General features: G+C 30.9%; 1 protein-coding gene. It reads right to left on the minus strand.

The window, feature by feature from the left end:
• Positions 1-103 precede the first annotated feature (103 nt).
• Positions 104-1,306 (minus strand): aminotransferase class I/II-fold pyridoxal phosphate-dependent enzyme, encoded by a 1,203-nt coding sequence (locus QZ824_RS11645; protein ID WP_291276183.1) that lies wholly within the window; start codon positions 1,304-1,306, stop codon positions 104-106.
• Between the last annotated feature and the right edge of the window lie 120 nt (positions 1,307-1,426).

A 1,426-nucleotide genomic window follows, 5' to 3' on the forward strand; every position in this document is an offset into this window, starting at 1 on the left:
AGTTTATAGTAAATAAATTAGAGTTCAAAAGTAATTAATTGTTACAAAAAAATCCGATTTATTACTAAATCGGACTTTAAAACATAACAAATTAAATGTATTTTTATAAAATACCTAACTCTTTCATGCACGCTTTCATCATTTGATAAGTACGTTCAATATCATTATCTAAACCTATAGACATTCTTATTAATCCATCAGTTAAGCCCATTTCTTTTTGCTCTTCTAATGGAATTTCTGATGAAGTAGAAGTTCCAGGCGCACTAAATAATGTCTTGTAAAAACCTAAACTTACCGCTAGATATCCTAAATTTTTATTTTGCATCAATTCCATTAATGCATTAGCTTGATCTAAAGAACCTGCATCAATAGTCATCATTCCACCAAAACCATATTCTGGATTAATCATACCTTTATACAATTGATGACTAGGGTGGCTTTCTAATCCTGGATACACCACTTTTAAACCATCTTGTTGAAATTTTTGAGATAAATACATCGCATTATGACTATGCTGTTTCATACGTATATGTAAAGTTCTTAAATTTTTCAAAATGCTAGCCGAACGTAAACTATCCATTGTAGGTCCTAACAACATACTAGCTCCATTATTCACGTTTCTTAAATCATCAATAAATTGTTGCGTACCACAAATAACACCCCCAACTGTATCACTGCTTCCATTAATAAATTTAGTTAAGCTGTGTATCACTACATCAGCACCTAATTGAACTGGAGCGACAGATAAAGGGGAAAAAGTATTATCTACTACCAATTTTAAATTGTGTTTTTTAGCAAGTTGAGCTAAACCTTTTATATCAGCTACCTCTAACAATGGATTACTAACAGTTTCACAATACAAAACTTTTGTATTAGGGGTAATTGCAGCTTCAACAACATCTAATTTAGTAATATCAACAAAAGTTGTAGTAATATTAAATTTAGGTGTGAAATTTTTTAAAAAAGCATATGTTCCACCGTAAATGGTTCTACTTGAAACAATGTGATCTCCCGCCCCACACAATTGTAATAAGACCGGAGTAATTGCTCCCATTCCTGAAGCAGCAACATTTGCAGCCTCTGTTCCTTCCATAGCGGCTAAAGCCTGACCTAAGTAAAGATTCATGGGAGACGAATGCCTTGAATATAAATAACAACCTTCTGCATTACCTTCAAAAGTGTCAAACATAGTTTTAGCAGATAAGAAGGTATATGTAGAACTATCAGAAATAGAAGGATTTACACCTCCAAATTCGCCAAAATATTGCAAATCTTGTATTTTGTCTGCGGGATTAAATTTACTCATAATATTAGTTTAAAGTTTGTGTTATTTTTTTCAAATCTCTTACTTTATACATTATTTTTCAATAGCAAGCATAATATTTAGTTTTTTTTTCTACAAATAAAAAAATAGCAAGATTTAAAA

The sequence above is a fragment of the Flavobacterium sp. genome (assembly GCF_021151785.1).
GTDB lineage: Bacteria > Bacteroidota > Bacteroidia > Flavobacteriales > Flavobacteriaceae > Flavobacterium.